Source organism: Cupriavidus sp. CP313 (assembly GCF_054072015.1).
The window spans coordinates 1-16,829 of the sequence record NZ_JBSVZB010000045.1 but is presented as its reverse complement, the minus strand read 5'-3'; the positions used below and the strand labels follow the sequence as shown (position 1 = coordinate 16,829).

The following is a 16,829-nucleotide window of genomic DNA, read 5'->3' as shown; positions in this document are numbered from 1 at the left end:
ATGCCACGTCCGCACCACCCTCGCGTGACACGCCGGCGCGAGCCCTTCCTAACATAGCCCACGATCTCCCCACCAACCAGTACAGCAGAATCACGCCGGCGCCTGCCCATAGTGCTAATCGGCGGACTTAATTGAAGGCCGCGTGAGAATTTCGTGATCTTTGTCGGCCAGAGTGGCACTGAGGGAAATCGCCACTGACAGGACTTCCGATGCTATCCACCAACCCCCACCCGAATCTGGGAGCCGCCGTCCCGCCCCGGGCCGGGATCGGCTTGCGCCCGCCACATTATCGCCAGGTCCTGTCGGAAACACCCCCCACAGGGTGGTTCGAAGTCCATAGTGAAAACTACTTCGGTGATGGCGGCCAGCCCCTGCACTACCTCGCGCAGGTGCGAGCCTCCTACCCGCTGAGCCTGCACGGCGTCGGCCTGTGCCTGGGCGCCACGGACCGGCCGGATCGCGCACACCTGCAGCGCCTGGCTGCCCTGATCCGGCGCTTCGAGCCAGGGCTGGTATCCGAACACCTGAGCTGGGGCCGCATTGGAGACCGCTACCTCAACGACCTGCTGCCGCTGCCCTACACCGAGGAATCGCTCGCCATCGTGTGCGAACACGTGGAGGAAGTACAGGACTACCTGCAACAGCAGTTGCTGGTGGAGAACATCACCAGCTATCTCCGGTTCAGCCACTCGACGATTGCCGAGCCCGAGTTCATCGCGGCGCTGGTGGCGCGAACCGGTTGCGGCATCCTGCTTGACGTCAACAATATCTACGTCAACGCGGTCAACCATGGCACCGATGCATCGGGCTATATCGATGCGATCCCCGTGGGCGCGGTGAACGAGATCCACCTGGCTGGCTTTGACCACAGCGGCGGCATGCTGATCGACACCCATGGCCAGCGCGTGGCAGAGCCGGTATGGAGCCTCTATCGGCATGCGCTCGCCCGCTTTCGCCCGGTCCCCACCCTGATCGAATGGGATACCGACATTCCCCCGCTCGAGGTACTGCTCGAAGAAGCCCGCAGGGCCGACCAGATGCTGGAGACCGACGATGCCTTCATTGCATGAGATCCAGTGTCGCTTTGCCCGGGCGGTGCTCGAGCAGGATCCGGCTGCACTGTCAGACCATATCGTCGGCGGCGCCATGGACGCGCAGCGGTGCGTCGGCCTCTACGCCGGCAACGTGCGCCACAACTTGTGTGAGGCCCTGCGCGCCGTATTCCCCGTGATCGAGCGCCTGGTGGGCGAGCCTTTCTTCGATGCCACGGCGGGTCGGTATATCCAGGCCTGCCCATCCACCAGCGGCGACATCCAGCGCTTTGGCAAGAGCTTTCCGGAGTTCCTCGCGCAATTCGGACCGGCCGCGGGCTTGCGCTACCTGCCCGATGTGGCAAGGCTCGAATGGCTGATGCATGAGGTTTTCCATGCGGCAGACGCCGAACCGCTCGCGCTGAAGCGCCTGGGCGCGCTCGCCGAGGCCGATGCCGCATGCCTGCGCCTGACGCTGAATCCGGCCTGCCGGTTACTCGCGACGCCGTTTCCTGTGTTGCATATCTGGCGGGCCAACCAGCCAGATACTGCGGACGATAGTGAGATCGACGCCGACAGCGGCGGTGACTGGCTGCTGGTCAGGCGCAGCAGCTTTGTGGTCGAAGTGCAGTCCCTGGATGTCGGGGAATACGCCATGCTTGACGCACTGGACGGCGGTGCCGCGCTCGAGCCGGCGTATCAGCGGGCGCTGCGAGCTGCGCCCGGTTTCGCACTGGCTGGCTTTGTCCAGCGACGCATCCTGGACGCGACGATCATTGATTTCGACGCTTGCGCCGCCGGCCTTATCCCCGCGCCAGGTCGATCGTAAAGGCAGTGCCCTTGCCGAGCGCGCTGCGCACACGGATCTCGCCGCCGTGCAACTGCACGATGCGCCGGCTGATGGCCAGCCCGAGACCGACGTTGCTGCCATTGTCTGATTCCGTGCGCTCCACCCGGTAGTAACGGTCGAACACACCCTGCACCTGGCTCGCGTCTATGCCCTGGCCGGTATCGCGCACGGTCAGTTCGACGCGCTCCCCGGCGGCCTGGACATCGACGCTGATCTCTCCGCCGGCAGGCGTATAGCGCATGGCGTTCTCGATCAGGTTCTCCAGCACCCGCTCGATCATGCCAATATCGGCGCTCACCGGCGGGCAACCGGGACCCGATGTCGCCAGCAGGGCCAGCCCGCGCTTGTTTGCCGCCAGGGCGAATTTCTGGACCACGTCCTGCGCCAGTTCCGACAACGGGAAGCTCTCCAGCCGCGGCTGGACTTCCCGGGCTTCCAGCTTGGTCAGGTCAAACAGGTCCTGCACCAGCTTGCCTAGCCGCTCGCAATGCCTGGTAGCCACCTGCAGGTAGCGATTGCGGTCTTCGGGCGTCATCTCTTCGGCCTTCAGCAGCAGCATTTCCAGGTAACCCTGCATCGATGCGAGCGGCGTACGCAGATCGTGGGAGACATTGGCAAGCAGCTCGCGTCGTTGCTGGTCCACCTGTGACAGCTGGGCGAGCTGCGTGACGATACGCTCGGACAATTCCTCGAAGGCCGTGCTGAGCTTCTGGATCTCGTCGTCCGCACGGCCGTCTTGCGCGAGTCGCACCGGCGTGGAAAAACCGCCCGCCCGGAATGCCTCGATGGCCTCCGACAGCACGCGCAGCCGCACCGTCAACAGCCGAAACACGATCAGCGCCGCCACCAGGCTGAAGGCCACCGTACCGATAATGAGGTCGGTCGCCAGTTCGATCAGGCGCTGCGTCTCGATCATCTTCTGGGAGGCCAGGATCATCAGCGCGCCGATGGTAATGAACACCGCCATCAGCACCACCGCCAGCCTGCCGTAAAGGGTGCGGAACATGGAATCCCCTTTCCCTTCCCCTATTGCGCCCTATTACGTATTGCAGAACTTGTAGCCCACGCCCCAGACGGTCTGGATGTACTCAGGCTCGTTGGGGTCGAGTTCGATCTTGGCGCGCAGCCGGTTGATATGCGAACTTACCGTGTGCTCGTAGCCACTGTGGCTATAGCCCCAGACCTGGTCCAGCAACTGGGCGCGGCTGAAGACGCGCCCCGGATTGCTGGCAAAGTAGAGCAGCAGCTGGAATTCCTTGGCGGTGAGGCAGATCGGCGTGCCGCGCACGCTCACTTCACGCTTGTCGATATCGATGTGCAGGGCCTTGACCTGCACCGTCCTGGGGCCATCCGCTGGCGGGTTGGCCAAGGTGTCGACCAGCCGGAAGATCGCCTTGACCCGCGCGGTCAGCTCCAGCACGCTGAACGGCTTGGTCAGGTAGTCGTCGGCGCCCATCTCCAGCCCCAGCACCCGGTCCAGTTCGGTGGAGCGTGCGGTGAGCATCAGGATAGGGGTATAGCGCGGTTCCGCGCGCAGGCGCCGGCAGATCTCCAGCCCGTCGGCACCCGGCAGCATCAAATCCAGGATGACCAGGTCATAGGGACGGCTCAGCGCCTCGTCCAGTCCCGCCCTGCCATGGTTGATCACCTTCACGTCGCAAGACAGGCCGCTCACCTGCAGCCGTACCAGCTCGGCGATATCTGCGTCGTCCTCGATCACCAGAATCTGGCGCGACATGGCTTTACCTCATCTTGAAACATGTGGGATGTCGGCAAGACCGTCCTTGCCTGCCCGGTTTGCGGCCGGGGAGCCACTGAACCATTCTAGAACGCATTTCGTGGATGGAAAGCCATCCGCCGGCGTGGCTGACGCCCCGGCCCGTCACCACCCGCGCCCGCGTGAAGAAAATTTGAAATTTGAGCGAAACAAGCGTGAGATCGCCTTTCCATACTGCAGTCCAGAGACAGGTATCCCTCCTGTCCTGAACCCAACCCGAATACGGAGTGTGCATCATGAACAGCGATCAAATCATCCGCGGCGCGATTGCAGGCATGCTGGCGCTTGGCATTGCCGGCGCCACCTCCCAGGCCATCGCAGCGGCAGGCAACAACGAAAAATGCGCGGGCATTGCCAAGGCCGGCAAGAACGACTGCGGCACCAGCAAGAGCTCCTGCGCCGCCACGGCCAAGGTCGACCGCGACGCGGAAGCCTGGATCCTGGTGCCCAAGGGCACTTGCGAAAAGATCGCGGGGGGCCGGCTGCAGACGTCGGAGTTGGCCAAGCCTGGCGGCAAGAGCGGCGAACTCAGCCCGGCCGCCAAGGCGGCCCACCCGGCCTGAGCGGCACCCGAGCCTGCAGTGGAACGCCGTGACACGTGGCCGCGTCACGGCTGCCCGGCGCGCCCCAAGTCCTTGGCCGCTTCGCGAGGTAGTCCAAATGAAATGCACCACCCCCCTGTCGTCCGCGCCGCTGGATGTGTCCGGCGCAAAGCCTTCGCGCATCATCGCCGCCGGGCAGGCGGCGATCCGCCTGCTGGAAATGCTGGCTCCCGTGCTCGATCTCGGCATTCGCGTACTGATCGGGCTGGTGTTCTTCCAGTCCGGGCTGACCAAGCTCGCCAGCTGGTCCACCACGCTTGCGCTGTTCGAAAGCGAGTACGCCGTGCCGCTGCTGAACCCGACGGTCGCCGCCTATCTCGGTACCGCCGCGGAGCTGTGCCTGCCGGTGCTGCTCGTGCTCGGGCTCGGTACGCGGGCGGCCGCGCTGGCGTTGTTCGTCTTCAACATCGTCGCGGTGATCTCGTATCCGGGATTGGGCGAAGTTGGCCTGAAGGACCACCAGTACTGGGGGCTCCTGCTGCTGGTCACGCTGCTGCACGGCCCCGGCCGGCTGTCGCTGGACCACCTAATCGACCGCTTCCTGCTGCGCAGCAAGGGCAGCCACTAGCTCGAAAGCCCCAGGCGCCGTGCCAGGGCGAAAGGAACCGTCATGCTTGCAGAGAACAACATCGTCATCATCGGTGGTGGATTCGCCGGCACCACGCTGGCCCAGGCGCTGGAGAAGCTGCTGCCGACGACTCACCGGCTGATCCTCGTCAGCGACGAAAGCTACACCACCTTCAACCCGATGCTGGCCGAGGTGGTGGGTGCCTCGGTCTTCCCTGAACACGTGATCGTGCCGATCCGCCAGATGCTCAGGCGGACCCAGTTCATCATGGGCACCGTGCAGGACGTCAACTACGCCCAGGGCAAGCTGTCCTGCACGACCCTGGCGGGCCTGCGCGAGATGCCCTTCGACCATCTGGTGTTTGCCTTCGGCACCCGGGCGAATCTCGACCTGGTGCCAGGCATGGCCGAGCACGCCCTGCCCCTGAAGCTTGTGGGTGACGCCATGTTTATCCGCAACCGCGTGTTGCGCCAGCTGGCTCGCATGGAACTGGAGTCGGATCCAGTCCTGCGCCGCCGGCTGGGCCATTTCATCGTCGTGGGCGGCGGCTTCTCGGGCGTGGAGGTTGCCGGGGAACTCGCCGACTACCTTTGCAGCATCCGGCGCTTCTACCCGCGCGTGCAGCGCGAAGAGCTGGCGGTGACGCTGCTCCATGACACCGGGCAACTGCTTCCCGAGTTGCCCGCCTCGCTTGGCATGGCCGCGGCACGCCATATGACCGCGCGCGGAATCCGGTTCAGGCTCGGTACCCGGGCCGCCCGCTTCGAAGCCGACACGGTGGTGCTGGCTGACGGCGAAAGGATCGAAGGTGCAACGGTGATCTGCACCGTCGGCACCAAGCCGAATCCGCTGGTCGCCACCCTGGAGCGCAATCTCGCGCTGGCCACCCGGCGCGGACGCATCGAGACCAACCCGGATATGTCGGTGCGCGGCATGCCCGGACTGTGGGCCATCGGCGATTGCGCACGGGTGGCCAACGCCGCCACCGACCAGGATTCGCTGCCAACCGCGCAGTTCGCCGTGGCCCAGGCGCGCCAGCTTGCCCATAACCTCGCCGGCCACCTCGAACAGCGTGAGAGCAAGCCGTTCTCGTACCAGAGCAAGGGAGCGATGGCCAGCATCGGGCATATGAAGGGCGTTGCCCAGGTCTATGGCTTCAGCTTCTCAGGCTTGCCGGCCTGGCTCGCCTGGCGTGCTCTGTACCTGATGCGCATGCCGACGCTCGGGCGCAAGCTGCGCCTCTGGGCGGAATGGACTTTGTCCATGTTCTTCCCGACTGACATTACCCACCTGCGCTTTACGCGCACCAGCGAGGCAGACGAATTACCACGCGAGACACTGCCACCCCACCGCCCACAAGCGCCGGGGGCATCGGCCGCCCCCATCGCAACGCATGACCTTTCGGGGATACCGCGGGCGCGCCACGCTACTCCCGCACCCACGCTAACAGGAGATCACCATGCTTGAAGGAAAATCCGCCATCGTCACCGGTTCCAGCAGCGGTATCGGGCTTGGCATTGCGCGCGCCTTTGCCGCCCATGGCGCCGATGTCCTGCTGAACGGCTTCGGCGATGCCGAGCAGATTGAAGCCACGCGCGTAGGACTGGAACGCGAGCATGGCGTGCGCGTACGCTATTCGCCGGCGGATATGAGCCAGCCTCGCCAGGTTCGCGAAATGGCCGAATTTGCTGCATCCGAGTTCGGCAAGGTTGATGTCATCGTGAATAACGCGGGCATCCAGCATGTCGCCCCGACCGAAGAGATGCCGGACGACAAGTGGGACGCCATCGTTGCCATCAACCTGTCCTCGGCGTTCCACCTGATCAAGGCCGTCCTGCCCGGCATGAAGGCCAGGCGCTGGGGCCGCGTCATCAATATCGCCTCCGCCCATGGCCTGGTGGCGTCGCCGTTCAAGGCGCCGTATGTCGCCGCCAAGCACGGGCTGATCGGCCTGTCCAAGGCTGTGGCGCTGGAGACGGCCGAGTTTGGCATCACCAGCAATACGATCTGCCCCGGCTATGTCAAGACGCCGCTGGTGGAACAGCAGATTGCCGACCAGGCGCGCGCGCACCAGATCTCGCCTGCCGACGTCGTGCGCGATGTCATGCTGGTGCACCAGGCGCGCAAGGAGTTCGTGCGGATCGACGAACTTGCTGCCCTGGCCGTGTTTCTGGCCTCGGACAATTCAGCCTCGATGACCGCCACTGCGCTCGCAATGGATGGTGGCTGGACCCAGCACTGAGGGCGAGCCATGTCGACCGATCCTGGAATGCGAGATGCCGGCGAAGCCGGCCAAGCCGTGAAGCCGATCACGCTGGCGTTGCAAGGCGGAGGTTCCCATGGTGCCTTTGCCTGGGGCGTGCTGGACCGACTGCTCGAAGACGGCCGGCTTGCAATCGAGGGCGTCAGCGCCACCAGTGCCGGCGCGATGAATGCCGCGGTGCTCGCCTACGGCCTGCTCCAGGGCGGGCCGCCGCGCGCCCGCACCGCCCTGCACGATTTCTGGCGGGACGTTGCCAGCGCTGCGCGCGCCAGCAGCCCGTTCCGCAAGCTGCCATGGGAGAACTTGCTGCACAACGGCTACGGGCTCGACTACTCGCCGATGTACCTGCTGACGGACATGATGCTGCGCGTGCTGTCGCCCTACCAGTTCAACCCGCTCAACTTCAACCCGCTGCGCGACGTCCTGGCCCGCCATGTCGACTTTGACGCGCTTAACCAGCACTGCCCGATCCATCTTTACCTGTGCGCGACCAATGTCGAGACCGGCAAGGTACGCGTGTTCTCGCGCGACGACATCTCCCTGAAGGCGGTGCTGGCTTCTGCCTGCCTGCCGTTCCTGTTCCAGGCGGTGGAGATCGACGGCGAACACTACTGGGACGGCGGTTATGTCGGCAACCCCGCCATCTTCCCGCTGATTTACAACTGTGGCGCGCGTGACGTGGTGATCGTCCATATCAACCCCATCGTGCGCAAGGGTGTACCGAAGACCGCCGCGGAGATCCTCAATCGCATCAACGAGGTCAGCTTCAACTCCTCGTTGATCCGCGAACTGCGCGCGATCAGCTTCGTCACCCGGCTCATCGAGGATGGCAAGGTCAGCCGCGGGGAGATGAAGAAAATGCTGATCCACTCGATCCGCTCGGACCAGACCATGATGGCGCTCGGCGTCTCCAGCAAGCTCAATGCCGACTGGGACTTCCTTTGCTACCTGCGCGATCAGGGTCGGGACGAGGCCGGGCGCTGGTTGCAGCAGAACTACAGCGCAATCGGTGAACGGTGCAGCGTCGACCTGCACCAGGAATTTCTTTGATCCAACGCAGCGCCCACGAAGCCGTCGGCGCGGATTCCTCAACCCACGGAGACCAGGACCATGACTACCACCAAGCAAGCCGTACCCGTCTGGCATCGCGTCGTGCGCGGAGCGATCTTTACCGCCACCCTGTCCCTCACCTCAATGATGGCCTACGCCGGCCAGTGCCCCGCCGACAAGCGCGTCGCGGACGGCCAGGGGCAGCGGCCGGGCGCGACGGTACCCAAGGGCGTTACCGATACAGTGCGCGCCTCGACCGATCTTTCGAAGGAGCCGGCAGCCGTAGCGGGACGCCTGCTGCGGCTGCGCCAGCTCGACGTGCAGCCCGGTGGCATCGTGCCATGGCACAGCCACAACAACCGTCCGGCAATCATCTATATCGTCTCCGGCGAGATCGTGGAGTATGCGAGCAACTGCGCGGTCCCGATCATACACCGCGCCGGCGACGTGACCGCGGAGAGGAACGGGACTTCCCACTGGTGGAAGAATGAAGGCAGCAGCCCAGCAGTCTTGCTGTCGTCCGATCTCTTCCCGGTCGAAATGAAGATGGACCCGCATACCATGTGAACCGGTGTGGGGTCGGCTACCTGCGCATGCCCGAGGATGAAGCGCCCATGAAACTCATGCTGCTGAGTCTCGCCTTTGCCGGCGCCCTGCTTTGCGCCGCCGTGATGGGATTCGCCATCCAGCGCGGCGCAACGTGCGCGGTCGCCGCGGTCAGCGAGATCACGTCATCGCGCAGTGGCAAGCGCCTCCTTGCCATGGCAGAAGCGTCGCTGTACGTGTGTGGCGGACTGCTGATCGCGCAATGCTTGCATCTGCTTCCGGTCATGCCGTCCGGCTATCCGGTCGATGTCCTGACCGTCGCGGGAGGCGCCCTGCTCGGGCTGGGCGCCTTCATCAATGGCGCGTGCGTGTTCGGCGCCGTCGCCAGGCTGGGCAGCGGGCAATGGGCGTACGCTGCCACGCCCGTCGGATATTACGTGGGCTGCGTGGGGCTGCTTGCGCTGTGGCCGCAAGCGGAGCGCCCGGTGCTCGCAGCCACCTCGCCGGTATGGCGGGCGGCGCCGCTGCTGACGGTGCTTTTCCTTCTCTTCGTCGGGTGGCGGCTGCTCCGTCTGTGGCAGCGGGCGCGGCGCCATAGCGCTCTTGCAAGCCTGGAGCAAAGATGGCATGAACGCGTTGGCGCCCGGATCTGGTCGCCGCGCCACGCCACCACGGTGATCGGCCTCACCTTCCTGTTGCTCCTGTTGCTGGCAGGGGCGTGGTCATACACGGAGGTGCTGGCCGAACTGGCGCGTGGCAGCGCTACCATGCTGCCGGCACGGGCATTGCTGTCGCTGGGGCTGCTCGCTGGTGCCATCCTCGGCGGGATGAGCGCCGGCCGCCGCGAAGGTCCCGCGACTTCCATTGCGCAGTGTCTCCGGTGCTTCACGGGCGGTGCCATCATGGGCTGGGGCAGCATGCTGATTCCGGGCGGAAACGATGGCCTGCTGCTGGTCGGCATGCCACTGCTGTGGCCGTATGCGTGGATCGCCTTCGGGACGATGTGCGTCACCATCGCGCTCGCGCAGTGGCTCCAGCGCCGGCTTGGCCAGGCCGTTGCGACCCCGGGCGCCCCGCAACCATAGGCTTGGCGAGCAGGACCAGTCGTGGTGCACCGCTGACAGCCTGAAGGAGGAAGCATGAGCCACCATGTCAAGAACGCACTGGTGATCGCGGCCGCGCTCGCTGCCGTCGGGCTTGCGATCGAGCAGAACACGCATCTGCTGGCCGGTTCCCCGGCAAGCTTTGCCCTGGACCGTGAACGGTGCTTCGGCGTAGCCAGGGCAGGCAGGAACGACTGCGGTACCGCGCTGCACGCTTGCGCGGGCCGCGCCCGCCACGACGCCGCCAGCGACGAATGGCTGATGCTGCCGGCCGGTACCTGCGCCCGGATCGCGGGTGGCAGCCTCAAGTCTGCCGCCCCCTGAGCGACGCCTGTGGGACAACGCAATGCAAGAGGAAAGACAGGCACTGTCGGCGCCGCACCGGCAGCAGTCGGAACGTATCGCGGCAAGCATGGCAGGTAGCGTCGCAGCGGGGCTGGCAGCGATACTCCGCGTGTTGGGCCAGGGGATGCAGCTGCCGCCACGCGTACGGCGCGAGCTGGAGCGCGAACAGTATCTGAGTGAGTTGCTGGTGACGTCACTGCAACTGCTGGTGCTGTTATTGTTCGCGGCCCTTTATCTCGCCACGCCCCCAGGGTTTTCACCCGACGCGCCTGTACGCGCGGTGCCGCTCGGCATCACGCTGTTCGCGGTGCTGGCGTTGGTGCGGCTCTACCTTGCCATGACCGGACAACTGGCCAACTGGATGGTGGGGCTGAGCGTGATGGCCGAAATGGCGGTCCTGATCTTCGTCATCTGGGCTTATCACCTGCAGTACGAGCAGCCAGCCCAGATGTACCTGAAAACCACCGAATTCGCCTATATCTTCAGCCTGATCGCCTTGCGTGCCTTGCGCTTCGAACCGCTCTGGGTGGCGCTGTCGGGTCTCACGGCCGCGTTGGGCTGGCTGCTCCTGCTGCACTACGCGCTGACACACGCGAGCGGCAACTCGGTCACCTGGGACTATGTCACCGCCTTGCGCTCAACCCAGATTCACTACGGCGCAGAGTTCGACAAGCTGCTCTCCATCCTGGTCGTCAGCGCCGTGCTGGCACTGGCCCTGGCCAGGGCGCGCGGCTTTGTGGTCAAGGCCGTTAAGGGCCAGCAGGCGGTCACGGACCTGTCGCTGTTCTTTGACGATTCCGTGGCCCATCGCATCACCGGCTCCGAAGCAGACGTCATGGCCGGCCACGCCGAGCTGCGCGAGGCGTCGGTCGTTTTCCTCGACATGCGCGGCTTCACCCAGGTATCCGCCATGCTGCAGCCCTCCGCACTGATCCAGTTGCTGGGTGAATACCAGAGCCTGGTTGTGCCAATTGTCAAAGCGCATGGCGGCAGCATAGACAAGTTCATGGGCGACGGCATCCTTGCCAGCTTTGGCGCCGTCACTGCCGACGATCGGCATGCGGCAAATGCCTTGCGTGCCATCGATGCCATCCTGGAAGCGGTTGACCAATGGCGGGCCCGGCGGCGGTCCAGCGGCCAGCCGGCACCGGACGTCGGCGCCGGGATGGCAAGTGGCCCGGTGCTGTTCGGCATACTCGGGCATGGCAGTCGTCTTGAGTACACAGTGATCGGTGATACGGTCAATCTTGCGGCCAAGCTTGAGAAGCAGAACAAGTCCCAGGGCACGCGAGGCCTCACCACGCGCGCCAGCTATGAGCAGGCTCGCGTGCAGGGCTATCCTGGCGAGAAGCACGTCCTCCCCGCGCAGTCCGTCGGCGGAGTAAGCGGCACGATGCAGCTGGTGGCCCTGGCACTGGCATCGGATGCCTGATTCAAATGCCATGCTGTATGTTCGCGCAGGCCACTCCTGGCACTTGCCGTAACCGCCCATCATCAGCAAGCGCCGGCACCTTGCCTCGGCTCGTCGGCCTTTGCCACCAGCTTGCCGTCCCCCGGCAAGCATGGGTTGGCCGCGCCTGACTGCTGGTTTGCGCCACAGCACCACACCAGTAAGTCGAAGAACACGGGTGCGCACCTCCCTGGGCTCGGGGTACTCCGAAACATGCAGGGGAAGTACCTCCATATAAACACGCCGCCGCACCTCGTAGCTAAGCGGACCCTTCGTGTCACGGCGAATCAACTCTGCGTGCGCCACCTGCAGATGCAGGTACAGCGCACGAAGGACCAAGGCAAAAAGCTGTGCTGCTGCTATCAGCATCACGATGCTCGTTAGTCGCTACGGACATCAGTCGAGACGACGGCACATGTAATGCGTCCTTGCACCAAAGCGCCGAAGGAATTCCTTCGATAGCTGCATCTCCTGCGGCATGTCGTCCAATGCGGTGAGCGTGAACCCGAAGCGGGCAAAGAACGCGGGATGCTCGGCCGTGAGCACTGCAGCCCTGGTGCAGCCGCTGGCGCGGGCGCGCATCAGGATGGCCCTCACAAGATGCGTGGCGACCTGGTGGCCCCGGTACTCGTCGAGAACCGCAGCGGCATGGACGATGACCGTCTCGCCATGCATTTCGCCGCTGGCGCAGCCTATTACCTTCTCACCTACGACGGCCAGGCTGTAGAGGCGGGACGAGGGGTCTATATTGCTGCCGGGCAAACCGCAGGAATGGAGCACCTGCGAGATTGCCTCCACGTCTGCCGACCCGGCTGCGCGAATTCGCACATCTTTTATCATTCTTTTTTTATCCTGCACATGCAACACTTTGAGGCAGTATGTCGCAAGAGTACGAGGCATGCCATCGGCTATATGAATGAGTGCCAATCACTTCAAACGCAATCTCCGCCTGCGCTACGCTTCGCCTCGTGCCCAACGCCAGTAAAAATCCAATCCACTTAATTCTGATATGAATGATATTTAATTCATCCATGTAAAGTCCTGGTTCCATCACAAGCTAGACGAGTATTCATTCACGCGCCAGTAGTGGCTGCCTTAGACCCGAGCCTTCCAGGCTCCATCCCTGCGTCATGTCCGGCATGAGGTCCGCAGGTTGCCCCATCATGTTATGACACATACTCGTTTGGACGGCAGTGACCTTGCTCGTTTTCGTGGACGGACGCATCGCCGCCGACGGCAGAACATCACGTCCACTGGGCCGCGACAAGTGCGGTCTGCTTGGGTGCGCCGGCATAGGGGAATTCGACGGGCGTGTCGGGCTGCTCCGAGGGCTCGCCGCGGCTGTGCGTGAAAAAGGGGGGGGACTACCTAACGAAACTGCTCAATCGTCTACCCCTTCCACGTACGGGCAGGACTTATGCTACCCCTCTTTGGTGCGGGCTGTATTCTTGCTGGAGTAATATACATCTCACATTATGATGGTTTTCATGGCGCGCTACACACGCATCGGCATTCAAAGTCCTTCGTGACTTCAAGCGTGGAGATTGGCGCGGTCTGCGGGGGGTAATTGGTGGATGAGAACTACAAGCCGTGGAGACAACGCTGGCTGCAATGGCACGCCCGGTCCCTGCTGGCTAGCGTCGTTGCGCTAGCCGAGGCCGAACGGGAATCCTACCTGGACAGAATGCGAGCGGCATACTGCGACCTTGGCGACTTTCCCGAGAGCGAGATTGATTTCATATTTCGGCGCGTGTCGCGGGGCATAAGAAAGCTAGGTCCATGTCCTGGTGTTTTCGAAGTTTCGCCGCTCACTCAGCTGCGCATCCGGGCACAGGGGCTGCGGTTGATGGCAGACGCATACAGGCTCATCCCCGAGGAGCTTCCCATCGCCGAAGGTAAACCCTAGCGAGGGAGCGCTTGGCGGTAGGGCGATGGCACGATATGCTAAGGACACAAAAAGCTGCCGGCAGCGAAGCCTGCGCCGGAGCTTCAGCGTCTTGACTACTTTCCTTGCATGCAGGTTTGCATGCTTTTGGCTTCGAGGATGAGATGGCAACAGGTACCGTGAAGTGGTTTAACAGCGAGAAGGGCTATGGCTTCATCACGCCGGACGACGGCGGCAAAGACCTGTTCGCGCATCACTCGGAGATCCAAGGTAACGGATTCAAGTCGCTCGATGATGGCGCGAAAGTAGAGTTCGAAGTCACGCAAGGCCAGAAAGGCCCACAGGCATCAAAGATTCGCAAGCTATAGGCGCGCGCGGCCCAGTAGTCCAAATATAAAGGCCCTTCGTCACTGCGAAGGGCTTTGTTGTTTCCGGCTCTCCTCTTCCGCCGCTTCCCACTAGACCTTGGGAACAGCCGGTGGCTCTGTCCAGCGTTCTTTTTAGTCAAGAATTTGCGGCGATTCTTTCTGGCCACGCTGCAGCGCGACCGCGACCCCAAGCAGGGTTGTGCCGCACTGTCTGGGCACGGGCAATCCAGCTTACTGAAGATGCTGCCCACCGTTGATGGCAATGTTCCCGCCGGTCAGGAAAGCGGCTTCCTTGGAACAAGGGTAGATGACCAGCGCCGCGACTTCCTTGGCCTCGCGAGACGGTCATCAGGAATATTCGGAAGAATTATGGTGTCCAGAATTTCAGATACATTTCGTCGCTAATTTTTAGCGGCGAAGTGGCCGCACACCGTTGCCAGGAACGATTTCAAGCGGTAGCATGCCGCCCCACGCGATTGCGCGGAGAGATTCGTCGTGATTGTGAGCAACATATAAGATGTGTCGCGGGCTTCGTGGAGCCACGTCGATCACTAGCAAGAGAGACAGCATCATGCCGCCGTACCTTCACCTCCGTTTGGCCTCCCTAGCCGATTTGCCTCAAATAGCCGCATTGCTCGAACAATGCCGCCTAACCACAGATGGCGTAGCGGAGATTATTGACAGCTTCCACGTCGCGCATAGCGACAGTCGCATAATTGGCTGCGCAGCGGCAGAGCGTCATGGAGAATCCATCGTCATCCGCTCGGTAGCCGTTGAACCCGCCTCTCGGGATAGAGGTGTCGCTACTCGCCTTGTCGACGCCCTCCTGATGCGTGCACGCGGCACCGATGTACGACATGCAGTATTGCTGTCGGAGTCGGCTCCCGCCTATTTCGCGCGGTGGGGCTTTTCGCTCATTCCTGCCGACAAGGCGCCCACGGACGCTAGAGCCTCGTCGGAGTTTCAAGGCGCCACACCAACCTCAGCGCTGTGCATGCATTGCGAATTGAGATAGCCCGGTCACTGTTCACACAGGCCGACGCTACCAGCGCGGAGGGGAACATCCTGCGGCCCAGCAGCCAGAGCGTGCGTGAGATTAATGGCCACGTGCGCCTCTGGCATGCACTTTGCATCGGCGAATGGCAGAGAACGGACTAATCTAAAAAAGCCCAATTCAGCGCGGCAACTTGCCCTAGGTAGTACCGATGAAACCCATAGTTCACTATTTTCATTCGCACCCGCCCCATCATGGGGCCCGCTATTACTGGGCTCTGGCAGCCGGCCTTCTAGCGGTAGGCCTCCTGTATCTCGCGTGGGCGGTGCTTTTGGCAGCGCGTTAGGGCGATGCTGACGCCCTAAGCGAATGGGAAAATTGCGCGTCGCGGGCGTACGAGTGCCACGGGGCCAACTTTGTACCGGTGGCATTGGCCCCAAGCATCAAACGACACAATCTCGGGCGCCCAACTGAGAGCCAGCAGGCGCCGTATTTCCACCCCTTCAACGACGAGGCCACCAGGGGCGACCGTCACACTGTCGCAATCCAGACGATACTCGGTCCTACCGCGAGGGCCGCACGTTGATTCGAGAAGGATTGATGCCGGGTGGTGCGTCATTGTCGGCTCACGGAAATCTCCTCACCACGTTTGTTTTTGCCATTCCGATGCACTATGTCATGCCTAAGTTGAACCGCATCGAGTAGTCGCTGTGTATGCTCGCGCTCGTTAAAAATCGAAACGTTGAACGCGTGTTTGTACAGTGGTTGGACGTTCTCTAGGTTGTGATATATCTGGTTGCTTAGATAGTGCTGGACTTTCTTGTGGACGACAAATGAATCGTTCAAAGCCTCACTCAAGGACGTTGTCATCTGCTTGAAAGCCGGGTGGTTTTCAACAAGTTGCGTCATGAACGCGCGATGGCCTGTCACCGATCCCATCAAGGTGTCACTCAGAAACGCCTCAAGAGCGCTAATGGCTGAGGCGTACACCATGCGGTGGATAATCTGAGCGGAGTGGCGCAATACACCTTCGCCTCCCGCCCCGTATTCGTCGAGGATGTCAGAAAGATGGTTGTTCGTGGAATTGAAAATTTCGAATGGGCTGGCTGGAATAAAGTCGTTCAGCCACTCATCGGTAATTTCGTCTGGTAACGTCGCGAAAAGTAAGGCATCTGCGATGACTTTAACTCGAGGGTATTCGTGTAGATTTACTACGCAATTTGATGGTGAGTTTGTAACTCTGGCCTCGAACGGTACGCTGCAATGGGGGCATTCTAAAACAATGTCTTCCTGGGAGTAGTTGGCCGGCGGCACATCCGCAATTACGCTAATTCCTTCTCCGCATTGAGGACACCTAAAGCGAATGTTCGTAGTTACACGATGAGCGTCCATTCTTCGGAATACTGGCTGTTTTTTGTGTGGAGACTTTAACAGACGTGCGCTGGGCGGGCGAGGCAGAGGGTTGAGCGGGATTCGCACAATATCCGCCACATCCTCTGCAAGCCTATGATTGAAAAGAAAATTCATCGCTTGCAGCAACCGAGCTTAGTTTAGTCGGTCCGGAAAAACTCCACACTCTGCCCCGCATTGACCGCCCGCCGCAGCCAGTCGGGCATCTTGCCCTGCCCGTCCCAACTCTGCCCCGCGGCGTTGCGGTAGCAGACCACTGGCGCTGGTGCGGGTGGTGGCGGTGGCGGCGGCGGATCGAAGCACCCCGCCGCTTCCAGCTCCTCCATGGTCAGCCCGTAGTCGGCCATCTCCGCCTGAATCCAGCGGATCGCCGCCGCCCGCTCAGTTTTTGCTGTCATTGCTGTCGTCACTGCTGTCGCTGGAGGCGGCCGTCGGCGCGCCCTGCTTGTCGTCCTGCTCTTCGTCCAGTTTTTCGCCTGGCGCCTCCTTGTCGGTCGGCGCCGGGCCGCCGGCCTTGCGCCGCCGCCCGCCACCACTCTCCCCCCGCCCGGGTGGCGCCACCCGCAATTCTGCCAGCAGCTGGCGCG

General features: G+C 62.7%; 18 protein-coding genes and 2 pseudogenes. 13 read left to right on the top strand and 7 right to left on the bottom strand.

The window, feature by feature from the left end:
• Window positions 1-209: 209 nt before the first annotated feature.
• Together bufB and ACW4E8_RS36825 are read left to right on the top strand one after the other, a co-directional pair.
• On the top strand, window positions 210-1,070 hold the full coding sequence (gene bufB / locus ACW4E8_RS36830) for an MNIO family bufferin maturase (protein WP_456809001.1): 861 nt from the start codon (window positions 210-212) through the stop codon (window positions 1,068-1,070).
• Entirely contained in the window at window positions 1,054-1,860 is an 807-nt protein-coding gene (locus tag ACW4E8_RS36825) for an HvfC/BufC N-terminal domain-containing protein (protein WP_456809000.1), read from the top strand. The genes bufB and ACW4E8_RS36825 overlap by 17 nt, the downstream gene beginning before the upstream one ends.
• Here ACW4E8_RS36825 and ACW4E8_RS36820 read toward each other — a convergent pair.
• Together ACW4E8_RS36820 and ACW4E8_RS36815 are read right to left on the bottom strand one after the other, a co-directional pair.
• Window positions 1,835-2,887, bottom strand: a complete 1,053-nt coding sequence (locus tag ACW4E8_RS36820; protein ID WP_456808999.1) for a sensor histidine kinase — start codon at window positions 2,885-2,887, stop codon at window positions 1,835-1,837. The two genes, ACW4E8_RS36825 and ACW4E8_RS36820, sit on opposite strands and share 26 nt — an antisense overlap.
• A gap of 33 nt (window positions 2,888-2,920) precedes the next feature.
• Window positions 2,921-3,619: a response regulator transcription factor gene (locus ACW4E8_RS36815; RefSeq protein WP_456808998.1), complete on the bottom strand. Its 699-nt coding sequence runs from the start codon at window positions 3,617-3,619 to the stop codon at window positions 2,921-2,923.
• Between the two features lie 275 nt (window positions 3,620-3,894).
• Between ACW4E8_RS36815 and ACW4E8_RS36810 the strand changes: the two genes are divergently transcribed.
• The 9 genes from ACW4E8_RS36810 (at window position 3,895) to ACW4E8_RS36770 (ending at window position 11,567) form a co-directional block, all read left to right on the top strand.
• Entirely contained in the window at window positions 3,895-4,221 is a 327-nt protein-coding gene (locus ACW4E8_RS36810; protein WP_456808997.1) for a BufA1 family periplasmic bufferin-type metallophore, read from the top strand.
• A 97-nt stretch (window positions 4,222-4,318) separates the two neighbouring features.
• A complete protein-coding gene (locus tag ACW4E8_RS36805; RefSeq protein ID WP_456808996.1) occupies window positions 4,319-4,828 on the top strand; it encodes a DoxX family protein in 510 nt (169 codons plus the stop codon).
• 42 nt (window positions 4,829-4,870) lie between these two features.
• Window positions 4,871-6,295 (top strand): NAD(P)/FAD-dependent oxidoreductase, encoded by a 1,425-nt coding sequence (locus tag ACW4E8_RS36800; RefSeq protein WP_456808995.1) that lies wholly within the window; start codon window positions 4,871-4,873, stop codon window positions 6,293-6,295.
• Window positions 6,288-7,070, top strand: a complete 783-nt coding sequence (locus ACW4E8_RS36795; RefSeq protein ID WP_456808994.1) for a 3-hydroxybutyrate dehydrogenase — start codon at window positions 6,288-6,290, stop codon at window positions 7,068-7,070. The genes ACW4E8_RS36800 and ACW4E8_RS36795 overlap by 8 nt, the downstream gene beginning before the upstream one ends.
• A 9-nt stretch (window positions 7,071-7,079) precedes the next feature.
• Window positions 7,080-8,141, top strand: a complete 1,062-nt coding sequence (locus ACW4E8_RS36790; protein ID WP_456808993.1) for a patatin-like phospholipase family protein — start codon at window positions 7,080-7,082, stop codon at window positions 8,139-8,141.
• A 60-nt stretch (window positions 8,142-8,201) separates the two neighbouring features.
• A complete protein-coding gene (locus tag ACW4E8_RS36785; protein WP_456808992.1) occupies window positions 8,202-8,708 on the top strand; it encodes a cupin domain-containing protein in 507 nt (168 codons plus the stop codon).
• A gap of 47 nt (window positions 8,709-8,755) precedes the next feature.
• Complete coding sequence (locus ACW4E8_RS36780) at window positions 8,756-9,772, top strand: YeeE/YedE thiosulfate transporter family protein (RefSeq protein ID WP_456808991.1); 1,017 nt, start codon at window positions 8,756-8,758, stop codon at window positions 9,770-9,772.
• Window positions 9,773-9,826: 54 nt separating this feature from the next.
• Window positions 9,827-10,114, top strand: coding sequence for a BufA1 family periplasmic bufferin-type metallophore (locus ACW4E8_RS36775; protein WP_456808990.1), 288 nt, complete (start codon window positions 9,827-9,829; stop codon window positions 10,112-10,114).
• A gap of 22 nt (window positions 10,115-10,136) precedes the next feature.
• Window positions 10,137-11,567 carry an adenylate/guanylate cyclase domain-containing protein gene (locus tag ACW4E8_RS36770; protein WP_456808989.1) on the top strand — a complete coding sequence of 477 codons (1,431 nt, stop codon included), beginning with the start codon at window positions 10,137-10,139 and terminating at the stop codon, window positions 11,565-11,567.
• Window positions 11,568-11,981: 414 nt separating this feature from the next.
• Here the strand turns inward: ACW4E8_RS36770 and ACW4E8_RS36765 are convergent, their stop codons facing one another.
• Window positions 11,982-12,485, bottom strand: a complete 504-nt coding sequence (locus tag ACW4E8_RS36765; RefSeq protein WP_456808988.1) for a GNAT family N-acetyltransferase — start codon at window positions 12,483-12,485, stop codon at window positions 11,982-11,984.
• Window positions 12,486-13,634: 1,149 nt separating this feature from the next.
• Here ACW4E8_RS36765 and ACW4E8_RS36760 point away from each other — a divergent pair.
• Complete coding sequence (locus ACW4E8_RS36760; protein ID WP_114132399.1) at window positions 13,635-13,838, top strand: cold-shock protein; 204 nt, start codon at window positions 13,635-13,637, stop codon at window positions 13,836-13,838.
• 231 nt (window positions 13,839-14,069) lie between these two features.
• Here the strand turns inward: ACW4E8_RS36760 and ACW4E8_RS36755 are convergent.
• Window positions 14,070-14,224: pseudogene (locus ACW4E8_RS36755) on the bottom strand (beta-ketoacyl-ACP reductase); the annotation flags it as partial.
• A 131-nt stretch (window positions 14,225-14,355) separates the two neighbouring features.
• Here ACW4E8_RS36755 and ACW4E8_RS36750 point away from each other — a divergent pair.
• On the top strand, window positions 14,356-14,853 hold the full coding sequence (locus ACW4E8_RS36750; RefSeq protein WP_456808987.1) for a GNAT family N-acetyltransferase: 498 nt from the start codon (window positions 14,356-14,358) through the stop codon (window positions 14,851-14,853).
• Between the two features lie 594 nt (window positions 14,854-15,447).
• On the opposite strand, the gene ACW4E8_RS36745 is transcribed toward ACW4E8_RS36750, so the two are convergent.
• The 3 genes and pseudogenes from ACW4E8_RS36745 to ACW4E8_RS36735 form a co-directional block, all read right to left on the bottom strand.
• Window positions 15,448-16,359, bottom strand: coding sequence for a hypothetical protein (locus ACW4E8_RS36745; RefSeq protein WP_456808986.1), 912 nt, complete (start codon window positions 16,357-16,359; stop codon window positions 15,448-15,450).
• A gap of 23 nt (window positions 16,360-16,382) precedes the next feature.
• Window positions 16,383-16,640 carry an H-NS histone family protein gene (locus ACW4E8_RS36740; protein WP_456808985.1) on the bottom strand — a complete coding sequence of 86 codons (258 nt, stop codon included), beginning with the start codon at window positions 16,638-16,640 and terminating at the stop codon, window positions 16,383-16,385.
• Window positions 16,624-16,829 (bottom strand): annotated as a pseudogene (locus ACW4E8_RS36735) (DNA-binding protein); the annotation flags it as partial. The pseudogene ACW4E8_RS36735 and the gene ACW4E8_RS36740, both read right to left, overlap by 17 nt.